Raw genomic sequence first — 18,166 nt, 5'->3', positions numbered from 1 at the left:
TAAATTTGCGGCAGAGCCGCTTTTAATGCATTTCCAGCCAGAGGCTAGAAACGAGAATTTTCTGTTCATCAGATTAACAATATTCACGATAATTGGCAGAGAAAATGGAGACTGGCGTTAAAGGAGAGATTTAGCGTCAACCTCCTCACAATCCATCTGCACCACACAATTTCTTCCTTGTGCTTTTGCCTGGTAGAGTCCCTGGTCAGCAGTAGCAATTAAGGTTGCGGGAGACAATTGGCTATAAGGAGTGATGGTTGCCACGCCAAGACTTAGCGTGATGAATTCACTGACCGGAGAATGGGGATGAGGCTTTTTTAACGCACTAACATTGTTCTGAATATCTCTTGCAACTGCAATGGCCGATTCGATATCAGTATTTGGTAAAATAACTGCAAACTCTTCTCCACCATAACGAGCAACTAAATCAGCGGGGTGTTTAACTGTCTGAGAGATTGCCTTGGCAACCTGTCTGAGTGCATCATCTCCTGCCAGATGTCCATGCGTATCGTTGTAAAGTTTAAAGTAATCGACATCGCACAAAATCAAAGATAGCGAGGCTTGCTCTCGTGCCAACTGTTGCCACTGTGCGTTGAATGTGTCATCAAAGCAGCGTCGATTTGCCACTTGGGTTAGACCATCCGAACAGGCAAGGCGCTGTAATTCATGATTTGCTTGTTGCAATTGGTGGTAAAGTTCTGATTGCTGAATAGCGATCGCAGCTTGACCCGCTAACTGGTTGAACAAGTTAATCTCCGATTGCTGCCATTGTCTGGTATAACGGCATTGGTGAGCAATCAATAGTCCCCATAAATGCTCTTGCTGCAAAATAGGCACCATAAGGTATGCCCTGATTTGCAAACTTCGGAGGAAGTCAACATGACACGGCGATAGTCCCGCAGTTTCAATGTCTTCGATCGCTCTGGTGTTACCTTGTTGAAAGTAAGCTGCACGGCTAGGTTGAAGGCACGTGTCCATGAAGTATCCCTGAATGGACATGCACCCTTCTGCTAAGGATTCTACAGCGACTAAACCACTCCAGTCTGGCTCAAACTGGTAAATCACCACTCGGTCTACCTCAAACAGTTGTCGCACTTCGGCTGCTGTGGTTTGCAAAATCTCGTCTAACTCTAATGATTGTCGAATGCGTTGCGTCACAGCAGCGACAATTCGCTCGGACTCACTTTGGTGTTGGACATGCTGCTCAACTTGCTTACCATCTGCCGATGCTACAGTTAACGCGATCGGATCAAAGTGAGGAGTTGTAGTCACAGGCACTTCACTGGGTTTACCAATCAAATAGCCTTGAGCAAAAGTTGCGCCTCGTTCTCGCAGCCAGTTCAGTTCTTCAATGCACTCAATCCCTTCAACGACGCTGTGGATATTTAACTTTTGAGTAATCTCTAGAAGCTTCTCTGTAATCGAAGCTTTGTAAGGGTTTTGATGCACATCTTGAATTAACTCCATATCCAACTTAATAAAGTCTGGACGTAACTGATGCAGCAAGTTTAAGCTGGAATAGCCAGAACCGAGGTCATCAAGGGCTATTAAAAAACCAGCATCCCGGTAGTATTTGAGCACTGTCTTGAGATGGTCTAAATCTTGAAAATTGTCTGACTCCACGACTTCAAAAACAACCTGCTCATGGGAGATGCCTGCTTGATCAATTGCCTCTAGGGTACTATGTAGGCAAAAAACAGGGTCATAAAGCGCCGTCGGTGCAAAATTGATGAAAATCTGCCCGCTTACTTGATGGCGGCTGAATTGAGCGATCGCGCTCAGGCGAGCAACTCGGTCGAGTTGTGGTAAGAGTCCAGCTTCAGTTGCTAACTCCAGAATTGGTCCCGGTAGCACTAAATTGCCTTGTTCATCTAGCCCCCGCAAGAGTGATTCATATCCATAAATCTGCGATGTATCCTTAATTGAGACAATTGGTTGGAAGTAACTGGTGAATCGTTCCCTTGCCAGCATTTCAACCAGCCAGTCGGATTGGTTGAACTTAATGAAGCGTTGTAATGAGGTTATGTCACTAAAATCATGGAGTTGAGGTTGGATAGCACCTTGAAGGAAAAGGACTTGCGTCTCTCTTAATTCTCTCGGTGCAAGTAGTTGGGCCAGGTTACGGGCAATTTCTTGTGACTGTCCAGGTCTACAGTCCAAACTCAGACCTGGACGCTTGTGCATCAGTTCATACTTCAGGGCAAACTGCTGTAGGTAGGAGGTGACTTTTTTCAGTGTATGGGGAACGGGGAACCAGAGAAAGAGCCTGCCTGCCTCCTTAGTCCGGCAGCGTGCAACATTGCGACAAGGACAGGTTTTGGAGATAGGACATATTTGGCTCATAACTAACTAATCTGCTCAATCCGATTTCCTTTATTATTCCCACTATTTTTAATCTAAAAGATAAACTAGACTTCAAATAGATGAAGATTTGATGAGTTTAGTTAATTGAATAATTTAGTTGAGCAGGTAACTCACCAACACATCCATAAGGTTATACTAAATACTTAAGTATTTACCAATCTATTTTGTGCAATTAAGCCAATTAAGGAGGAGTTATATTAACAATTCAAGTAACCAAATCAAGGCAAATATTAGCCAGAATAAGAATAACTTTTAGCTGGATTAATTAAGAGTAAATATATTACTTAAAAAAGAATCTAACCTCAATAAACTAATACGCTTGGGTTAAGGCTTCATCCTCCCTAACCCTCCTTTTTAAGGAGGGAATTAGAGCAAGCGGATTGCTCAATAAATAACAAAAGCTCTCAAACAAGTCAATAAAGTATCTCCTGTTTTACGGAAAATGCATGATTTAAGTTCCAAACTGCTGAGATAGAGATCGTGATCTCAAGTCAGATAATCATAAATTAAACTTATTATTTTAACAGATAAGACTATTTGATTTTATTATCAAAGTTGCTTTATCCTGAAATCAGTAGAGATTTGAACTTTGAACTCTTTACGGAGGATTGGGACTCCAACCAAGAATTTAATAAGAATAACTTCTACAGTACCCAGTACCGGAGCGCCCATTCCTGAGCCACTCGCTCAGAGTTCAAAGAGCAAAGTAATGCTAAATTGCCCAAAAAAGTTTTAGTATATCTACTTTTCAACTTTGAGAAAGCAAAGAAGGACAATATAAATGCTAGAGCAGCAGATTGATTGCCCCACCAGACCCAAAACAAGTGCAATGATCATGAAACTTTTCCAAATCACTCTAGTGGTCTTAGTACTTTTGATCAACTTAGCAATTGCTTTCCCTTCTTGGGCAGAAAGAGCGCCTTCTTTAACTAGCAATCTTAACTACTTTCAAGTAGGGCAAAAAGTCATTTGGCTTTACAAGGCTCGCGCAGATTCTAGCGATGTCCAAAGAATTCCTGCCGAAGTAGTCAAGTTAAGCTCCAAGCAAGTGCAAATCAAGGTCTACAAACATAACAACGAATTTGTTAATCGTTGGGTGAATCCAAACAAGCTTGAGAATTCGCAAAAAGTTAAAAGGTCAGTACTCTAAAATTGAGCCAGATGGAAGTAAACCAGTCCTAGCCAGCGACAAAAGTCTTTACTGGACAAAGTATTTGGATTTAGGGTGAGATACCAAAAATGTTTCTTCCAAAATGGGATGCTCCCAAGCTATCCAATTTAGAGTAGCCTGTTGATGGTACAAAAGTCGATGTTTTTAACGGGCGTAGTTACGTTACAGCCCTAAAATTCTAACCTATTTTATTTTTTGTAAATTAAAAAAACTGAACCAATCGGCCCAAGGTTTTCTACATAAGTTTTCTGGTTATAATATAATCCTGGAGACATCCCTCCATCAAATAAAATCCCTTCTTGAATCTTACCTAAACAGTTATTGCTAGCAATACCTTCTAGGACATTATCAAACATATCTGGCAGTAACTCTTGATTAAATTGAGACAATTCAATATTTGAATTAGCTTTCAAGTCATTAACTAATAGTATTACATAGCCTTGATTAGTGATAGCTGCCAGAGAGCGATTAGTTGCATTTTTACAGGCAAATTCTCCCAAATCTTGACAAATATCTTTAAACTTACCCTGACGATAGAATCTGCCATTACCGCCCACTAAATTATAATTGAGAATATTGCTCTTTCTTCTACCAGTTTGGATAGTAGCCTGTCGCTGGTTAGGTGTACCTCCTGATATCCCAAAGGAAGAACGTTTATTTTTAAATGCTCCTGAATATTCTACGCCACGAGAAACATTTAAGCCTTGTGGTTTATCATCAGTACCTATATAGTCGGCATTAATTGCGGCAATGGGTAGCTGGCCGTTTAATTTGGCATTCTCATCGCCGATGAGTTCATGAAACTGTTTTGGTACATATTCCTTACGCAGTTTCCCTCTAGCATCTTTGGCGTAGAGTTTATGAGATAGACCAACATTAACTTTGAAATCTAATTCTGCTGATTTGGGATTAAAAATAATCACATTGTTAATACCTCTTTGATTTTTTTTACCTTGATTATTAGTTTTAAAAAAATCAATACTGAACTTAGCATCTTTACCAAGGCAAGTTTTAGATGCTTTTGGGACTGAATTTGCCTCAATCTTTTGACAACCTGGTAAAAAGCTTGCACTAATTATCAAGCTAAATAACAAAAAGAATTTTTTTGTAGACATATAATACAAAAAAAACCGCTACAGAATTACTATAGCGGGGAATAATTTAAAATTTCAGTTTGGAGCTAATCTAAGAGCCAAAACTTAAGGGAACCATTCTAAAACAGCTTCTTCTTTGGTATTAGTATTCCGGGATGGTGTCTCACGATTAAATTTCATTTGAACTGACCGGGTTTGCTCACCATCTGCAGCTACAGCCAAAATCGGATAGTCGATTAAACCATCCTGGAAGGACATCTGGAAGCGGAATGTCCCATCTGGATTTAACTGAATTCTCCGGCCACCAATGGTTACGGTAGCATCAGGTTCAGTTGCACCGTAGACTATCAACTCAGCATCGGCAATTAACCAGAACTGGCGCGGACGCAATGGTACAGCGGAAGCCGAGAAGCCAACACCTGACATTCCTGCACCAGAAGCAGTTAAGCCAGATCCGGTGGGAATTGCCCACAGACCTACACCAGATGGGAAAATGTAGGAGCTAATGGCTTGTTCAGGACGCGCTGAACCTGGTACTTGCTGCTGGGAGCCGAAGATAGAACCAGCAACCCGTTGTGCTTCAGCAGATTCGGCTAAACCAAATATTTCGTCGTAGATGGGGTTACCGTTGCTGTTGCTGTTGCCGTTGACATTCACATTCACACCATCATTGGTGGTAACTGCAATTTTCTCAGCAGGGTGAACCAGTTCGTACTGAGTCTCACCACGCAAATCTTCTTCAAAGTTGACAGTGATGAAGACATCTTCAATCCAGTCAGAAGGATAGACGGGAGGAATGTGTACTTTAGCAGAACGAGCTAGTACCAACCAGCGACCATCAGCAGCACGATAACCAATATCGATCACATAATCGCGATCGCTAACTGGAACTGGTAGATACCATTCTCTAGCTAGTTCATCAGCAGGATATTCTTGAATACTGTGGGGGCTTTGGTATTCGATATTGATGTCGGTGACATCATAAATCCGTAGTGCGAGTTGTTGTCCTCCTTGTCGGCGCAGTTCCTGTTTATGTTCATTCGGAATATCCCAGTAAGTGTAAGCCCACTGAGGATCGCGCGGTAAAAGGACAATCCGGCTTTCACCATAGCCAGAGGGCAGATCGGCGAGTCCTTCATCAACATCAGCCAAAGATCCACCAGTCCGATCTTCCTGACCTAATTCAAACTTAGCTGCTTCCACGGTTTCTTGTGCCTCCAACGAACGAGATGGACTGAGCAAAGTTTTGCTGCGCTGGACTTCTAGAATTGATGCCAGCAATTGTGATTTACGCATTCGGCTGTAGCGAGAGATGCTATATTCGCTGGCAACTCTGCGTAGTTGCCGTAAGGTCATCTCTTCTAGTGGTGGGCGTTCTTTTGCCATTTGTTTGGCCTCCAGTAGTTTAAGCGGTAAATGATTTCCCCTGGTTAAAGAATGCTATGTAAAATGTCATCCACTCCAGATGAACTTCTTATTCCTGACTCCTGGTTTTGCCCAGTTTTTAAGTTTTTAAATTGAGATCACTTCCAATCAATTCCTTGTTATGCCAAAATCAGCATTTCTTTGAGATCAAAGAAGTTCTATTTGTTATGTTAAGTCAATATTAACCACTAAGTATATGTAGGGATCAAGGGTTTTCAATAGGTTTTTTACCTGTTTCACGAATTTATCAGGTCTTCTGGGATCGAATTGTCATCTTTTCATAACATTATAGCTGGTTACCTGTGAGTAATGGTGATAATGTCAGTTTTTAATGACATTAGGTTGTGGGTTAGCTAAAAATCGTAATCCATAAACAAAGGAGTAGGATTCAAAGGGGTTATGTCGTTGATCACAAAACAGGTAAGCCAGTGCGGATGATGGGCGCGATCAATTGATATTACCGAACGGCTTGCTGTGCTGCGGCGATCGCAATCGGGTACAAGTAGAATTAGTTAGCCAAAACTTGCGATCACAAGTTTTGGCTAATATCACCCTGAAAATTCGTCAGTCTTTACAAATCGAGCAAATTCTTCAAACTCCTAACTCCTAATTCCCAACTCCTAATCTGTAATCAACTCCACTGCATCTCGTCCATCGCAATTTTGTAAGAAAACTTTGACAACTTCTTCTTTAGCAGTAGGCAACTGCTTGCCAATAAAATCTGGGTGAATTGGTAATTCTCGATGACCTCTGTCTACTAACACAGCTAAACGAATCACCTCTGGTCTACCGTACTCGTTGACTGCGTTCAAAGCAGCGCGAATCGTCCGTCCTTTGAAAATGACATCATCCACGAGTACAACCGTTTTCCCCGTCAGGTCAAAAGGAATTTCGCTTTTTGTTGGAGTCCGCAATCCAATTTTATCGAGGTCATCTCGATAAAATGTAATGTCCAAAGCGCCGACTGACACGGCTACACCTTCGAGTGTCTCAATCTGACGCGCCAACAATTCGGCTAATAACGCACCCCTAGTATAAATACCAAGAAGCACCAGTTGAGACAAATCACGTGTCCTTTCCACAATTTGAGAGGCGAGGCGAGTCAAGGTCCGACGAATTTCTTCTGATGAGAGAATTTCAACTACTTTGGCAGACATAGCGAGTGATAAGTTAGGAGTGATTAGTTAAGAGTTAGGAGTTTTTATTCTTAACTTCTGACTCTTAACTCCTAACTTTATATTTATCATTACCTATTTGGAAGTATTAAGAATATAGCGATCGCTATCCCTAACCATAGTAAAAAACAATATCGAGTCAGCTGCAAAGCATTCTGAATAGAAGTTGCAGTAATCGGATAAATAGCATCTCCTAGCAGTGGTTTGTACTTAGCTATCCCACGATACCAATTTGTACCCCCCATCTGCACACCCAAAAAAGCAGCATAGGCGCACTCACTCCAGCCAGAATTGGGACTAGGATCATTAATTGCATCTCGACGACAAATTCGGTAAACATGCATCGGTTTACCTGATAACAGCGCCAGAGTCACAACTGTTAACCGACAAGGTAGCCAAGTCAAACAATCTTCCAACCGCGCACAAAACCATCCCAAATAAGTATAAGGTGCTTCCCGATAGCCCACCATTGAATCAAGGGTACTACTGGCTTTGTATGCTAAAGCCAAGGGAGTTGGCCCCACAAGTGGCACAAAGACACCGACAATTGCATAAAAAAGTGGAGCCATTACTCCATCGGTGGCATTTTCTGCAACCGTTTCTAAAACGGCTCGTGAAATTTCTGCTTGTGAGAGGTTTTGTGTATCTCGACCAACGTAATTACTTAAAATCTTCCGAGCCTGCCCCAAATCTCCCGCTGTTAAAGGTTGTAAAACAGCCACTGCTGCTGCTCGCAAACTTCTGCCAGCAAAACAACTAGCCAAAAGAATACTATCTATTGCAATTCCCAACAACGGATGAACCCATTTAGCACTTTGAATAATCAAAAAGCCAACAAGGCCGCTACCAATTATTAAGATAATGCCTAGTACAATTCCAGCTAGGCGTTGTGTTAGAGAATTTTGACACAATTGCAGAGAAAATTTAGTCAGGCGAGAAATTACCCACCCCATAACTTGCACTGGATGAGGCCAATCCCAAGGATCGCCAATTAAGTAATCTAAAAGTGCTGCAATTATTAAGATATAGATGCTATTAATCATAAGTTACTGGTCAAGGGTCAACCAATTTTGGATAATGGATTTTGGATAATGGAATTGACCCTGACCACGAAAGCGAACAGCGGTACGTTCGCGTTAGCGTCTCGCAGAGAAATCCGGGGCAAGAACTAAAAAACCTAAAATCTAAAATTCGTGGTCAACAGGAGCCAGTCATGTGCGGGAGTTTCCTCTCTCAAGTGAACTGGCTCTCAAGGGTCAATATTTGGATTATTGACTATTGACTATTGACTCTTTACTAAACTACAAAACTAGCCTCTTCCCCAAGGGAAGCTTGCCAGCTACGAGCATCGTAATAAAGGTCTGCCAGAGTAATACTGTACAAAGCTTCTTTAAGCTTTTGGTTGAGTCTTTGCCAGAGGCTAAATGTTACCCAATCTTCAGCTTGTGCAGGTGCTGGAGTGTGATGAGGTAAATGGCTAGTCTCGCCAACTGCTTCTAAAATTTGTCCTATAGATATTTGTGCAGGCTCTCTTGCCAATTGGTATCCACCGATGCTACCACGAATTGATTTAACTATTGACGCACGACGCATTTCTATTAGTAATTTTTCGAGGTAAGGAGCTGGGATATCTTGGCGTTTGGCGATCGCTCTCACTGATACAGGGCCATATCTTGGCTGTAAGCTCAAATCTAGCAACGCCTTCACACTATAGTGTCCTTTGGTAGTTAGTTTCATTTTGGCAAGGTTTATTGTTTAGTCAATAATCAATTTTACAGAGTCCAAATATTGACCCTTGAACGGTAGTTGCTCTTTTTGGGGAAACACGCTTATTGCTCCATTTGGGGAGACCCTAAGACCGCACTACCTCTTCTTGACCTTTGACTAAGGATCAGTTTTACTTATCATTCTGTGACTCAGTTATCATCTAAAGCTTGTAAACAACCTTTTGAGCGTTAGTTTAGAAAACTTAAAACTTGTATAGTCTAGCAGTGATTCACTAACTATATATATAGTTATCAGCATTGCCAGCATTCTGTAAAATAGATTGTCTTGGCAATATTGTTAATCACATAACAATTGTGCCTATGAGTGTAATATACTTGGCTAGGTTGAGATAAAAACTAAAGGATTATGTTCCTATTAGCTCAATGTCAGCTAAAATAAAATCGATTCAAACACTTCAAACATTCATTTTCGACCTAAGTTGATGCCTAAACTGAAAAAAATTGAACCCCTACTCGGTGAAGAACTGCTCAAAAAAGTCAAAGAGCTAGAGAGTGAGAGCAAGGAAGACAAAGCCAAAAAGTGCGGCTACTATACCATTACCAAAAACGGTATAGAGCGCGTCAATATGATGAAGTTCTTAAATGCCCTAATTGATGCCGAAGGCATTCAGTTGGACAGTACACCCAGTGCTAATGGGCGTGGTGGACGTAGTGCCAGCTATAGAATTAGTGTGCAATCGAATGGTAACTTACTTATAGGTTCAGCTTATACAAAACAGATGAATCTTAAACCAGGAGATGAGTTTCTGATCACTTTAGGCAAAAAGCACATTCGTCTGAGACAGGTAGATCCAGAAGATCGGGAAGATGATGAAGCTATAGAAGCCACAGCTTAATAATTATAGTCAAGAGTCCAAAGTCAACAGATTTTAGATTTTGGATTGACCCCGCCAATAAACGGATGGGGCTTGAAGATTTTGAATTTTGGATTTGTGTCACCCACAAGGGGTGAAAACGCGTAGCGAGACATTAGTCTGGCATCAACCTAAAAAACGCAAGGGTAGCGCAGCGTAAAGCCATGCCGTTGTGCGGAGCGTTTCGCAGACAAGCCTTCTCAAAGAGAAGGCTTTACGCTGAGCTATCGGGTTTTCTTCAATCTAAAATTGGCACTCAAGAGTCATTAATCAAAAGTCTAAGATTTTTGACCATTGGCCGTGCCAATATTTGATTTTGGATAATGGAATTGTTTTTTGGTTCATACCACACCCCTTGTGAGTGGAACAAATCTAAAAGACGCTCGTACTCCTGCAATCAAGCAAGCTATGCGTAATGTGTCGCAGACAAAACTCGCTAACGCAAATCTAAAATCCCAAATCTAAAATCCCAAATTGAAAGACCTTTGACTAATTATTAATAACTATATCTGTGGTGGGTAAGACTGGTAAATAGTGGCCAAGTGCCTTACGCGTAACCGCTAAATTGCAGGTTAATGCAATTTGCTCTCTTTCTAGTAAACCCAAAATGCGATCGGGTTTGTCTCGTGCTACCACTGGTAATTGATGCAAACCTCGAAGAGTCATCCGGTCTAAAGCTTCAGATAATAGTTCATCCTGCCATGCGTAGAGGATTTCAGTAGTACAAATGTCTATGAGGGTTTGACTGGATAAATTATCTGGAATTTCAGTTAGCGAATTTGGGTAAGTTTGCCAAAGAGCAAGGGCGCGGTTAATATCTTCCAGAGAAAGTATACCAACTAATTGCTCTGCTTCATCAATTACTAAAGCACTCCGGGCGCGATCGCGGATCATTTCCACAGCTGCATCTAACACTCCAAGGGTTGCAGGTAACTTTTTTGGACAGGGGTACATGGCATCTTCTACCAAAATTTGCTGCACAATTTCCACTTTTTCATCTTTCAATTCAGAAAGACCAATTTGTTGTAGGTTAGAGTTAGAGTTAAAAGTTGGTTTAATCCTTTCCACTAGCCAAACACTCAAACCCACAGCTGCCATCAACGGTAAAACAATGCGATAGTCGCGGGTTAATTCAAACAGCATTAAAATAGCCGTTAACGGCGCTCTGACACTAGCAGCCAGCACTGCTGCCATTCCTACCATTGCATAAGCTGGGGGAGCCGCCATCTGATCGCAAATAGCCGGGAATGCCACAGCCAAAATCTTGGCGTAAGCTGATCCAAAAGAAGCACCTAAAAACATTGCTGGTGCAAACAAACCGCCAATGAAACCACTACCCGCACTAATTGCAGTCATCAGTAGCTTCACCACCAACAGCACCACCAACAGGTAAAGTGGAAACTCCACATCCTGAAGCATTGCTTCTACAGTTTCATAACCGACGCCCAGAATTTGCGGGAAGTGCAAAGCAACTGCGCCAATTATCACACCGCCAATAATTGGATGAATCGGCTCAGGAATTCGTCCCAAAAAGTCAAAACCTGGAACCTTTCCAGCAAAGCAGGCTTTTGCTCCCCGAATTGATTGAGTATAAGCCAAAGATACTAAGCTGGCCCCTAAACCCAAGCCAAGATAAAGGGGTAATTCCAAAAGACTACGGACTTGGTAAGCAGGTAAATCAAAAGCAGGTTGTGTCCCCAAACCAATTTGGGCAATTAATGCTGCTACCACCGCCGCTAGCAGCACCACACTTACAGCAGAAGTAGCGAAAGATGTAGCTCCCATTACCACCTCTAGGGCAAAAAAGACTCCAGCGATGGGAGCATTAAATCCAGCAGCGAGTCCAGCTGCCGCGCCAGCACCTAACAGCAAACGTTGTTGTTCTTGAGATACATTCAGGATCACAGACAACAACATCCCAAAATTTGCGCCAATTTCTACACTCGGTCCCTCTGGCCCCAAAGAAGCACCGCTTCCCAAAGAAACAGATGCGGCTAACATCTTCGTAACTGGTCTTAGTGGTCGCTTAATCTCTGTTCCTTGAGAGGCAGCGATTAGAGATGAAAGTTCAGGGCCAAAGTCTTGAGTGCGCCAGCGCATGAAGCCAACGATTAATCCGCCAAGGGTGGGAACGCAGGCTAAAGTCCAAGCACCCCAGACGCCGATTTGACCCATTAAATTTTCCAGCATCAGCTGGTGAATCAGCTGGATTAAATAGTGAAAGGTGACTACACCCATACCAGTACCACCGCCAATCAGCATGGCTAAAAACAGCACAACGGTTTCTGGGGATGGTTGAAAACGATTAATTAGGTGAGCTAAACGAGCGGAAGGTGTAGGAAAGGCAGGTTGTTCCGTTACCTTCCTCAGTTGAGTGGGAGGCAAGAGAGTCATTCAGAGGCGGGGTAAATGTAAGAAAAAATTTAAATTTTTATCTGTTACTTCTCATTGTGAGCCATTATTTAGCAACCAGACAAGTAGACTTTATTTGCTTGATTTACAAAGCTTTAGCAAAAAATGTTATTGTGCAAAACTTTTGTGGGCAGAATGGTTAAATGGGAGACAATTGTTATTTAAGGGTCAACGATGCCTAAGTTGGGCTATTCGGCGTCGCTAGTGGGGTGCGAGTGGGCGCCAACGCTATTGCTTTCTAGAGACAACAGAGTTTTTGTCGGCTGGGTGGACGCACTCGCAAACATTAACTAGGAGTCATCCTTGCCTAAATCTAGCTATACTCGTGTTACGACCATTGAGCCATCCTTTGTAGTAATACAATGTATGTATGATTTATGCCTGATGTCAGACCATACTTGGAAGTCTGCTAAGTATTGATCGGCATTCAATATAACTATTGTTATAGAGCGAGTAAATGGACTAGGCGGACGAGGTAAATGAATATACACACCTTTGATAATCATTATGTTACTTGCCCAATTTGCCAAAGAAATGCTACACCAAAATTAGTTAAAACGCGCATGGGCTTGTTTTGCTGTCCCTATTGCCAGGAACGGCTAGTAGTTTGCCAAAGCGGTCATTATGTCCGTGATCCGTTTACTTGGAGACAATTGATGATTTCTTCGGCGCTACGTCGTCAAAGCCGACCTTTAGCTAGGATTATCAGAGATTTTGTCCTGCTGAAGCGTCCTATGGTGGCCTTGGCTGTAGGAAGTGCCATTTTCTTTAGTGCGATCGCCTTGACTCAGGAAAGGACAAATTACGATCGCCAAATTTTTCCGACAACAGAGAAAGTTAATGAACCAGGAAACAAATCTCAGTAAATGGATAACTTTGGTATAAATCAAATGTTACTTTGATTTTTGTAATATTATAACTAAATACTTCTGTGAAACCGTGTCTTATTGCCCCAAATAGGACACGGTTTTACATTATGTCCGTTTAAAGATCCGTCCTGCAACAGTCAACTTATTGTGGATGTCCACGGGATACAAGTATTACCGTCAACACAGAACGGCTACACTACAGCGAACCTACCATCACAAGCGTGTTTCATAATACACATAACGATGTGCGATTGGCGTTATCACTGTTAGCTAGTCGCAAAATTCCTTTTAAGTTACTTAAGTCGCTCTATTCAATCCTCGTCAGCAACTGTGGGTAGATCACTTTATCTGGACAGGCGATGGACTAAAGATTATTGGCAGTAGAATTTTCTAAAGACCGTGGCACAATTCGCAGTGAGCGCATTGCCATGTATGATGCCATTAACGGCATGACATTTGCGCGTCTCCAGGAATCCTTGCGGGTGATTTATGGCTTGGAGATTTATCAAGACTACGATCGCGCTCAGGTAGTGTATGAGTATCCCAACCAGAAGGTAATTAACTCGGCGCGTTTTGCCCAAACTCCAATTCGGGAAGCTTTAAAGGGAGAATTACGACTAGGCGATCGCTATGTATATTGGGTGGAAATTGCCCAACCTAAGACTGGCAAAGCTTTTACCGATCAAATGACAATTTTACTCAAAACTGATCTAGACAAGTTAGAAAATGAACTGCAAATTCGTTAATGGGCATTGGGCATTGCGGTAGAGGGGAAAGACTTACTGCAAGCAACTTCCCCTCTGCTCCCCTGCTCCCTCATCTCTTCTCGTTTAAAAATTACTGAATTGGTGTTCTACAACTTCCCCAACCCTACAGGAGCAAGGGTTTGCCATATACCCGAAAAGATACTTTCAGATGCTAAGGAAATTCGTAGCAAATCTTCCTTCAGTAGTGGTGGCCAATCTATTCCGGCTTTACGCCCTGCGGCAAATAGCTGTTGCGCTTTAATGCTTAACTGATAAAGGGTCAAAGCCAGTTCTCGGTCTAGGCTCTTTGCATCTTTGAGGGCTTCAAACACCACTTTCAATGCCAACAAAATTGAGGTGATCTGACCGGGTATCGGTGGTTTCCCCTGTTTCATCCGCGTTAACAGCGCATCTGGGTTTTCCTCGGTTGTGATTGTCTGATCTATGAGGAGTTTCCGAGCTGTTTCATAATTCATGTAGTCAGTTTAGCGTATATGTTGCTTCAGCAGGAATACCTAATTAAAAAGTCATAAAACTAGCTTTTGATTATTTATAACAATCTCATTTGATTTGTGAAAAGATAGGCTTGGAGAAAATAATGGGGGATTTGTGATGCTGTAAGTTAACCAGTATAGACTAAATATAATATCTTTGAAAAATACGCCCTGCTTGGAATCAAAAGCAAAATGATATCACCGAATTTACTAGAAATTGAGCGTTCCATCCGTGCCTTGTCTGTGGAAGAACAACTTTGGCTGCTAGAAAGTATTGCTAGACAAATCCGAGAAAATGAGTATACAAAAGATAAATTGGCTGATGCCGAAAATTATAAAGAAAAACTAGAAGTGATGGTTGGTGAACCAATAATTCCAATAGAAATTACTGCGATGAATGATGAGTTTGCTATTTCTGAAATCCTCTGATATGTAAAAGTAACAATTATGAGTTTGCCAGATTTAAAAAGTCAAATATACAAGTTATCGGTGAGCGATCGCTTAGAATTCCTTGACGCGAGATTTGATAGACTCACTAGCAGTGATGCTAAAAACAAGATCAACAGTTGATGTTGTTAACTAAACAGGGAAAGATAACTGTTTGGTTCGCTCACACTTCTAAACCTCAGGTTTCAGCTAGAGCAATCCTATCTGATTTGTCCAAATCCCCGACTTCCTAAAAATTGTCGGTGATCTGACTTTTCACGAATGATTTAGGACTGCGATCGCAATTTTAAATGAGTTGTAAGAAAATTCACCCCCCGCTAACGTCTTCCCCCCAATTCCTTGGGGAGAATACAGGGGGGTCGCAATAATTTTCAATTCTGCGCGTTTGATTTAGGACTGCTATATATAGTTGCCAATCAATAAGTACCGTAGATAATTTCTGCATCTAAGTCTTGTAGATTGACTTTTATTTCACTTATCTTTACGACTAAACCACATTATGGTATATGGGTGGGATAAATACGCTCCGATGATGTTGCTAATTAATCGGGCAATAGGGACGATCTCGCAAAAACAACTTTTCAAGGGTGCTCATTACATTGTTTGAAGTTATGTAGCCTTTTGATTACGGCCTATCAACCACTGCGGTAAACTATGCGTTGATTATGATTCTTTCGCAGAGAAGAACACTCGAAAGGAGCGGTTTTTTCAATGTCTCATACAGTAAAAATCTACGATACCTGCATTGGCTGCACCCAATGCGTCCGCGCTTGCCCTACTGATGTACTGGAGATGGTTCCTTGGGATGGCTGCAAAGCTGCTCAAATTGCCTCTTCACCCCGTACAGAAGACTGCGTGGGCTGTAAGCGCTGCGAAACCGCTTGTCCCACCGACTTTTTGAGCATCCGGGTTTACCTGGGCGCTGAAACAACTCGCAGTATGGGTCTAGCTTACTAAAAAGCTCAGTGCTGAGTCACCGAACTTCTGATCGCGATGCTGGTCTACTCTCCAACCGTTTTTTCCAGAACGGTTGCCTTGTGTCCAAAGGACATAAGCATAAGGGAGAGGTGCAAGCCTTTACGCCTCTGGGCAGTGATACAGACCATCAAAAAAAGCCTCCGCACCCTGCGGGATCTTGCTACAGAGTTCTCGCTGAGTCCTGAGTTTTGAGGCAAAAGAAGTAAATCAAAAAACAATTTCTTGATTCTTCACTCAGCCCGGGCTACGCCCCGCTACGCTAACGGAACTCAGAACTCAGTACTCAAGAATTTTAAAGTTTCTTAATAGCAAGCATTTTTAGCAATACTTAGTGGTAGAGGGAGTAATTTACTCCCTTTTTTATTTGCAAAACGTCAAGTTTGTGCTACCAACTATACATACTAGATTTAATCATCCTGAAAAAAAGCGGTGTGAACAATGTGCGGAATCGTTGGATATATAGGCACTCAAGCGGCAACAGAGATTTTACTGGCTGGGCTGGAAAAACTAGAGTACAGGGGCTACGATTCTGCTGGAATCGCCACTATTTGGGAAGGTGAGGTAAATTGTGTACGGGCAAAGGGCAAACTGCATAACCTGCGTTCTAAACTCGAACAAATAGAAACGCCCGCCCAGATTGGTATTGGTCACACACGCTGGGCAACTCATGGTAAACCAGAAGAGTACAACGCCCATCCCCACATGGATACGGCAAAGCGAGTGGCGGTGGTGCAAAATGGGATTATCGAAAATTACCGCGAGTTACGCGAGGAACTCAAAGGAAAAGGACACCAGTTTCGTTCTGAAACCGATACAGAAGTAATTCCCCATCTCATAGCCGAATTTTTAAAGAATCTTCCCCCTTCATCTCCCTCATCTCGCTTCTTAGAGGCAATTCGCCAAGCCGTTAACCACTTGCAGGGGGCATTTGCGATCGCAGTTATTTCTGCTGACTACCCCGATGAATTGATTGTTGTCCGCCAACAAGCACCTTTGGTAATTGGTTTTGGCCAAGGGGAGTTCTTTTGTGCATCTGACACGCCAGCGATCGTTGCCTACACCCGTGCAGTGCTACCTCTGGAAAATGGCGAAATTGCCCGCCTCACACCTTTGGGCGTTGAGATTTACAATTTTGCTGGCGACAGGCTGAAAAAACAACCCCGGCTGCTCAACTTTAATCCTGCAATGGTAGAAAAGCAGGGCTTCAAACACTTCATGCTCAAAGAAATCCATGAGCAACCAGGGGTAGTAAGAGCTAGTTTAGACGCATACTTTAATCCAGCCGAATCTACTGAATCGCCAATCAATCTTGGTTTACCTGCGGATTTATACAACGATTTAGAACAAATTCAGATTCTCGCCTGTGGTACTAGTTGGCACGCAGCATTAATCGGAAAATATTTAATTGAACAATTAGCAGGAATTTTAACTCAGGTACATTACTCTTCTGAGTATCGCTATGCACCATCACCCGTAACGGCTAACACTTTGATCATCGGTGTTACCCAATCAGGTGAAACTGCTGATACTCTAGCAGCTTTGGCGATGGAAAAAGAACGTCGTCAGGGAAAAGAACCCAAGTATCATGCGCGACTACTGGGCATTACCAATCGCCCAGAAAGCAGCCTCGGTCATATGGTACCGCATATCATTAGTACTTTAGCGGGAATTGAAATTGGGGTAGCGGCGACGAAAACTTTTACCGCCCAACTGATGGCATTTTATGCTTTGGCATTGGATTTAGCAGCTCGTCGTCAGACAGTTTCAAAAGATGTATTAGAAAAAATTATTAACGGGTTGCAGCAGATTCCCAAAGAAATTGAAGCAACCTTGGAAAGTCAAGAACGTTTAACTGAACAGCTAGCCCACGAATTCGCCGAAACCAAAGATTTCATTTTTATAGGTAGAGGAATTAACTTCCCTATTGCTTTAGAAGGGGCGTTGAAATTAAAAGAAATTAGCTACATTCACGCCGAAGGGTATCCGGCTGGAGAGATGAAACATGGCCCGATCGCTCTATTAGATGCGAAAGTACCAGTAGTTGCGATCGCAATCCCTGGTAGTATTTACGAAAAAGTTATTTCTAATGCTCAAGAAGCCAAAGCTAGAGATTCTCGGTTAATTGGCGTGACTCCCGTCAACGATGGCGAAGCTGCGGAAATCTTTAACGATCTGCTTCCCGTCTCTCATGTAGAAGAATTACTTTCTCCGATTTTGACAGTAGTTCCTTTGCAATTATTGGCTTATCATATTGCCGCCCGTCGCGGTTTGGATGTCGATCAGCCTCGCAATCTGGCTAAAAGTGTTACCGTTGAGTAGTATAACTTTATACCTAGAATTAATGTATAAT

Annotated in this window: 15 protein-coding genes and 2 pseudogenes; 9 read left to right on the top strand and 8 right to left on the bottom strand. The window is 42.3% G+C overall.

Going from position 1 to position 18,166, the window contains the following annotated elements; translation table 11 throughout:
• Positions 1 to 117: 117 nt before the first annotated feature.
• On the bottom strand, positions 118 to 2,343 hold the full coding sequence (locus V7K46_RS04050) for an EAL domain-containing protein (RefSeq protein ID WP_335111276.1): 2,226 nt from the start codon (positions 2,341 to 2,343) through the stop codon (positions 118 to 120).
• Positions 2,344 to 3,145: 802 nt separating this feature from the next.
• On the opposite strand from V7K46_RS04050, the gene V7K46_RS04045 reads away from it, so the two are divergent.
• Positions 3,146 to 3,514, top strand: a complete 369-nt coding sequence (locus V7K46_RS04045; RefSeq protein WP_335111274.1) for a hypothetical protein — start codon at positions 3,146 to 3,148, stop codon at positions 3,512 to 3,514.
• 209 nt (positions 3,515 to 3,723) lie between these two features.
• On the opposite strand, the gene V7K46_RS04040 is transcribed toward V7K46_RS04045, so the two are convergent.
• Together V7K46_RS04040 and V7K46_RS04035 are read right to left on the bottom strand one after the other, a co-directional pair.
• Positions 3,724 to 4,650, bottom strand: coding sequence for a phosphodiester glycosidase family protein (locus V7K46_RS04040; protein ID WP_335111272.1), 927 nt, complete (start codon positions 4,648 to 4,650; stop codon positions 3,724 to 3,726).
• Between the two features lie 84 nt (positions 4,651 to 4,734).
• Positions 4,735 to 6,015, bottom strand: coding sequence for a DUF4912 domain-containing protein (locus tag V7K46_RS04035; protein WP_335111270.1), 1,281 nt, complete (start codon positions 6,013 to 6,015; stop codon positions 4,735 to 4,737).
• A gap of 490 nt (positions 6,016 to 6,505) precedes the next feature.
• Here V7K46_RS04035 and V7K46_RS04030 point away from each other — a divergent pair, with 490 nt between their 5' ends.
• Positions 6,506 to 6,664: a hypothetical protein gene (locus V7K46_RS04030; RefSeq protein WP_335111268.1), complete on the top strand. Its 159-nt coding sequence runs from the start codon at positions 6,506 to 6,508 to the stop codon at positions 6,662 to 6,664.
• Between the two features lie 10 nt (positions 6,665 to 6,674).
• Here V7K46_RS04030 and pyrR read toward each other — a convergent pair whose 3' ends face one another.
• The 3 genes from pyrR to V7K46_RS04015 form a co-directional block, all read right to left on the bottom strand.
• The gene (pyrR, locus tag V7K46_RS04025; protein ID WP_335111266.1) at positions 6,675 to 7,211 is read right to left on the bottom strand and encodes a bifunctional pyr operon transcriptional regulator/uracil phosphoribosyltransferase PyrR; all 537 of its coding nucleotides are present in this window, start codon (positions 7,209 to 7,211) and stop codon (positions 6,675 to 6,677) included.
• A gap of 89 nt (positions 7,212 to 7,300) precedes the next feature.
• The gene (cbiB, locus tag V7K46_RS04020) at positions 7,301 to 8,272 is read right to left on the bottom strand and encodes an adenosylcobinamide-phosphate synthase CbiB (RefSeq protein WP_335111264.1); all 972 of its coding nucleotides are present in this window, start codon (positions 8,270 to 8,272) and stop codon (positions 7,301 to 7,303) included.
• 253 nt (positions 8,273 to 8,525) lie between these two features.
• Positions 8,526 to 8,966, bottom strand: coding sequence for an Rrf2 family transcriptional regulator (locus V7K46_RS04015; RefSeq protein ID WP_335111262.1), 441 nt, complete (start codon positions 8,964 to 8,966; stop codon positions 8,526 to 8,528).
• A gap of 472 nt (positions 8,967 to 9,438) precedes the next feature.
• Between V7K46_RS04015 and V7K46_RS04010 the strand changes: the two genes are divergently transcribed.
• Positions 9,439 to 9,852, top strand: a complete 414-nt coding sequence (locus tag V7K46_RS04010; RefSeq protein ID WP_273768913.1) for an AbrB family transcriptional regulator — start codon at positions 9,439 to 9,441, stop codon at positions 9,850 to 9,852.
• Positions 9,853 to 10,359: 507 nt separating this feature from the next.
• Here the strand turns inward: V7K46_RS04010 and V7K46_RS04005 are convergent.
• Positions 10,360 to 12,264, bottom strand: a complete 1,905-nt coding sequence (locus V7K46_RS04005; protein ID WP_335111260.1) for a chloride channel protein — start codon at positions 12,262 to 12,264, stop codon at positions 10,360 to 10,362.
• Positions 12,265 to 12,761: 497 nt separating this feature from the next.
• On the opposite strand from V7K46_RS04005, the gene V7K46_RS04000 reads away from it, so the two are divergent.
• The 3 genes and pseudogenes from V7K46_RS04000 to V7K46_RS03990 form a co-directional block, all read left to right on the top strand.
• Positions 12,762 to 13,148 carry a hypothetical protein gene (locus V7K46_RS04000; protein ID WP_335111258.1) on the top strand — a complete coding sequence of 129 codons (387 nt, stop codon included), beginning with the start codon at positions 12,762 to 12,764 and terminating at the stop codon, positions 13,146 to 13,148.
• Between the two features lie 152 nt (positions 13,149 to 13,300).
• Positions 13,301 to 13,456 (top strand): annotated as a pseudogene (locus V7K46_RS03995) (dehydrogenase); the annotation flags it as partial.
• Positions 13,457 to 13,531: 75 nt separating this feature from the next.
• Positions 13,532 to 13,897: pseudogene (locus V7K46_RS03990) on the top strand (hypothetical protein); the annotation flags it as partial.
• Between the two features lie 107 nt (positions 13,898 to 14,004).
• On the opposite strand, the gene V7K46_RS03985 reads toward V7K46_RS03990, so the two are convergent.
• Positions 14,005 to 14,373: a Dethiobiotin synthetase gene (locus V7K46_RS03985; RefSeq protein WP_335111256.1), complete on the bottom strand. Its 369-nt coding sequence runs from the start codon at positions 14,371 to 14,373 to the stop codon at positions 14,005 to 14,007.
• A gap of 210 nt (positions 14,374 to 14,583) precedes the next feature.
• Between V7K46_RS03985 and V7K46_RS03980 the strand changes: the two genes are divergently transcribed.
• From V7K46_RS03980 to glmS, 3 genes are all read left to right on the top strand, one after another.
• Complete coding sequence (locus V7K46_RS03980; protein ID WP_335111254.1) at positions 14,584 to 14,820, top strand: hypothetical protein; 237 nt, start codon at positions 14,584 to 14,586, stop codon at positions 14,818 to 14,820.
• Positions 14,821 to 15,549: 729 nt separating this feature from the next.
• The gene (psaC, locus tag V7K46_RS03975; protein ID WP_012411495.1) at positions 15,550 to 15,795 is read left to right on the top strand and encodes a photosystem I iron-sulfur center protein PsaC; all 246 of its coding nucleotides are present in this window, start codon (positions 15,550 to 15,552) and stop codon (positions 15,793 to 15,795) included.
• Between the two features lie 459 nt (positions 15,796 to 16,254).
• Positions 16,255 to 18,135: a glutamine--fructose-6-phosphate transaminase (isomerizing) gene (gene glmS / locus V7K46_RS03970; protein ID WP_335111252.1), complete on the top strand. Its 1,881-nt coding sequence runs from the start codon at positions 16,255 to 16,257 to the stop codon at positions 18,133 to 18,135.
• The last annotated feature ends 31 nt before the right edge of the window (positions 18,136 to 18,166 follow it).

Source organism: Nostoc sp. (assembly GCF_036917395.1).
Taxonomy (GTDB): Bacteria; Cyanobacteriota; Cyanobacteriia; order Cyanobacteriales; family Nostocaceae; genus Nostoc.
This window is presented reverse-complemented; position numbering and strand designations above follow the sequence as displayed.